The sequence below is a fragment of the Micromonospora sp. NPDC002411 genome (assembly GCF_053592955.1).
Genome location: NZ_JBSFBM010000510.1, coordinates 1 through 3,357, shown reverse-complemented (window position 1 = coordinate 3,357; position 3,357 = coordinate 1). Strand labels below are relative to the sequence as shown.

The following is a 3,357-nucleotide window of genomic DNA, read 5'->3' as shown; positions in this document are numbered from 1 at the left end:
GGGTGGATCACGGGCGAGCGCCCGCAATCCATGACTGGGATGGGACTCTAACAGCCCTACCCCGCTACGGGCACCACCACGTCGGCGCGCCCCCGGCGAACAGCGCCACCACGGCGATGCCGGGCAGTGCGAGCTGCGCGACCAGCAGACCCACCCCGGCCACCCGCCGGTACGCCCCGATGCCCCGCCGGACGACGAGCGCCAGCCCGACCACGACGATCACGCCGAGTGCCACCAGGACACCGACCGGGGCGGCCAGAGCGACCAGCAGCCCGTGCCCGAGCAGGACGGCGCCGCCCAGCGCGCAGGTGAGCAGGACGGCCGGACGGGTCGCCGGGCGGACCAGCACGGCGATCAGCAGCGCAACCCCTCCGACCAGATCGACGGCCACCACCGTCGGCCAGGAGGCCGTCCAGCCGGCGGGCAGGGCGAGCAGCACCGCCACCGCGCCGGCCGTGGCGAGCACCGTTCGCGCCTTTTGGGGCAGCAGCAGCGCCGTCGCGGCGACCGCCAACGCCACGGCCGGTGCCAACTGCCAGCCCCAGTCCAGGTCCGGTCCCCACCCCGCCCCGCCCCACGGTGGCAGCGAGCGGCCCACGGCGGCGACCGCCAACACGGCGGTGGCCAGTACGGCCACCTGTGCAGTGCCGCCCGCGACCAGCAACGCCCCCGCACGCGGGCCGGTCCGCCAACCGCCGCCACCGACCGCCTCCCCGTCGGTCGGGACCGGCAGCCTCCACACCGCGACAGCCAGCCCGAGCGCCACCGTCGCCGCCGCGAGCAGCAGCATCGACGGCCGCAGCTCGGCCACCGGGCGCAGCAGGGCGAGGGCGAGCACCGGCACCAGCAGCCCGCCGGCCACCCCCCGCAGCGCCCGCCCGCCGACCAGCCAGGCCGCACCGAGACCCGTCAACGCGACCAGCAGCAGTGGCACCCCGGCCAGCAGTGGCGAACCGCCCGCCCGCCCGACGGCCAGCGGCACCAGCGCGGATGCGGCGGCGGCGACGAGCGCGCCGACGTGTCCGATCCCCGCCAGCACCCGGCCGACGACAGGCGCCGCCCCGTCCCGGCCGCGCAGCCCGACCAGCACCATCAGATTCCCCAACGCCACCCCGAGCAGGACCAGCGTCCAACCGGCCGGACCCGGTTCGACCTCGACGGCGAGCAACGGCAACACCGGCTGTGCGGCCACCAGCGCGGCGAACCACGGCCCGGTCAACCCGCTCCACCGGCCGTACGCCGCGGCGACCGCCGCGCTGGCCCCCCCGACCAGCGCGGCGTACCGGCTACCCGGCCAGCCGGCCACCCCGGCCAGGTCAACCGACCAGGCCGCGTAACCGTCCAGGACCACCAGCAGCAACCCCACCGCGGCGAAGGTCTCCGCCGTGCCGCGCAACCCCCGGCGAACCGCCAGCAGCGGCACGGCCAGCGCGAGCGCGGTGAACGCGGCCAGGATCAACGCACGCCCGGCAACCCCCACCGCCGCCCAAGCCACCGCCGTGAACACGACCGCCGCCGTGCCCAGCAGAAGTCCACCGAGGACGAAGAGCACCCCCTGGACCGTCCGGGTCGACGTCTCGGCCGCCCCCGGCGCCGCACTCCCCGCGGCGACCGGAGCCGGGCCACGAGCAGGAACCGAAGGCGCCACGGCGGGCACCGCCAACCCCGCCCGGACGACAGCCGCCAACTCGGCCCGCCGCCGCGACAGGGCCGACAGGCGACCGGCCAGCTCGGTGTACGTGTGGCGGGCCCGCTCCACCTCCGGCTCCAACTGGGCGATCTGCCGACCCAGACTGACCACCTCGGCGGCGACTGGATCGGGCGCACGCCGACAGCCGGGGCACCCGGCGCTCAGATCGGCCGGTGCGCCGCACGCGGGGCAGGGATAGCGGGTGTCGTCCACCCGGCCATCATTCAAAAGCGACAGGGGCGCGGCCCAGAGTGCGCGTACTCAGAGCCGGGTGTGCTCGTGCACCCAGGTGGCGTACGCCGGGTCACCGCTCTCCACTGTGGACACCAGGATCTCCGGCACCTCGTACGGGTGACTGACCCGGATCTGGTCCACCAACGCGGTCAGCCGGTCCGGTGCGGTCTTGAACTGCACCGACCACTCGGTGCTGGTCTCCACTCCGGACCTCCACCAGTAGGTGCTGTCCACCTGACCACCTACCTGGGCGCAGGCGGCGAGCCTGCCGGCGACGGCCGCAGCCGCCAGCACGTCGGCGACCGAACGCGCATCCACCACCGTCGTCACGACGCAGATCTGGTCCACGACCGCACCCTACGCGGACAACTAGCGGTTGGCGGCGATCCAGGTGTCGATCTGCGCCCACCAGTCGAAGAGCCAGTCGATGCGTTGCTGCCGCCCGACCGGGATGTCCTCCGGCGGCACGGACCAGAACCGCATCACGATCCGCTTGTCCATCGGAAGTTCCCGCCAGACGTCGGCCACCGTGAGCATCCGGTCCAACCCGGTGTGGGCGACGAAGATGACCCCGGCGTCCGGGGCGGCGTCCAGCGCGGCCAACATTCCGCCGGGCTGCGGGGCGAGTACGTGACGCATCCGCTCGGCGCGCAGTGCCATCCGTTCCAGCCCGAGGGAGCGCAGCCGGGCGATGGCACGCAGCCGTCGCTTGGGGGTGAAGTTGCCGCCCTCCGGGAAGATCACGAACGCGTCGTTGTCGTCCAGGCCGGTGGCCAGGTGTCCGACCTGGCGTACCGTCTCCTCGCCGCGCTCCGGCGTCGGCGCGATGAACCGGTTGGGCAGCCTGTTGAGCAGCACGTCGATCGCCGGGTCCCACTGGAGGCTGTCCTTGAGGACGATGCGTGGCTCCCGCTTGAACCAGTTGACCAGCCCGTGGATCAGGATGAACGAGTCGCCCGGCCCGGCGTGCCGGCACAGCACCAGCTCGGGTCGGCCGGGCAGCGCGGTGTCCGGGTCGGTGCCCACCACGTCGATGCGCAGCCGCAGTGTCCAACGTGCCTGCCAGAACAGCACCCGCAGGAACCAGCCGGCCAGCACGTAGTGCGCGCGTTGGAAGGTCGGTGACCGGGTCCGCCAGCCGAAGCCGGAGACGACCCAGAGCAGGAACAGCGCGATCAGCGCCGCGGCGTCCCAGACCAGGTAGACGCAGCCGATCCAGAGCAGTCGAAGCGGCCGCAACCGGCCCGGGACCAGCGGAGACGCGGCGGCGGCGAGCAGCGCCCAGATCGGCAGGGTGGTGACCACGACGAACGCCAGCGCCACCACGGCGGGGGCGAACAGCAACCGACGCAGCCACCTGGGGGGCAGCGGCATCATCGCTCCTGGTGGGTGGCGAGGTAGCGGCGGGAGGCGGTGTACGCCCGGCTGATCCG

At 74.0% G+C, this 3,357-nt stretch carries 3 protein-coding genes; all 3 read right to left on the bottom strand.

The annotated features are described in order from the left end of the window. Positions 1-64: 64 nt before the first annotated feature. Genes ACWCO3_RS33110 through ACWCO3_RS33100 form a run of 3 tightly spaced genes read right to left on the bottom strand, consistent with a single transcriptional unit; the run spans position 65 to position 3,298 of the window. Entirely contained in the window at positions 65-1,903 is a 1,839-nt protein-coding gene (locus ACWCO3_RS33110; RefSeq protein WP_450013862.1) for a hypothetical protein, read from the bottom strand. A gap of 48 nt (positions 1,904-1,951) precedes the next feature. Next, positions 1,952-2,272, bottom strand: a complete 321-nt coding sequence (gene cutA / locus ACWCO3_RS33105; protein WP_145779151.1) for a divalent-cation tolerance protein CutA — start codon at positions 2,270-2,272, stop codon at positions 1,952-1,954. A 21-nt stretch (positions 2,273-2,293) separates the two neighbouring features. After that, positions 2,294-3,298, bottom strand: a complete 1,005-nt coding sequence (locus ACWCO3_RS33100) for a 1-acyl-sn-glycerol-3-phosphate acyltransferase (RefSeq protein WP_145779150.1) — start codon at positions 3,296-3,298, stop codon at positions 2,294-2,296. Positions 3,299-3,357 lie beyond the last annotated feature (59 nt).

Coding starts and splice junctions, on each gene's coding strand:
- ACWCO3_RS33100 (WP_145779150.1), bottom strand. CDS start 3,298: ATGCCGCTGCCCCCCAGGTGGCTGCGTCGGTTGCTGTTCGCCCCCGCC.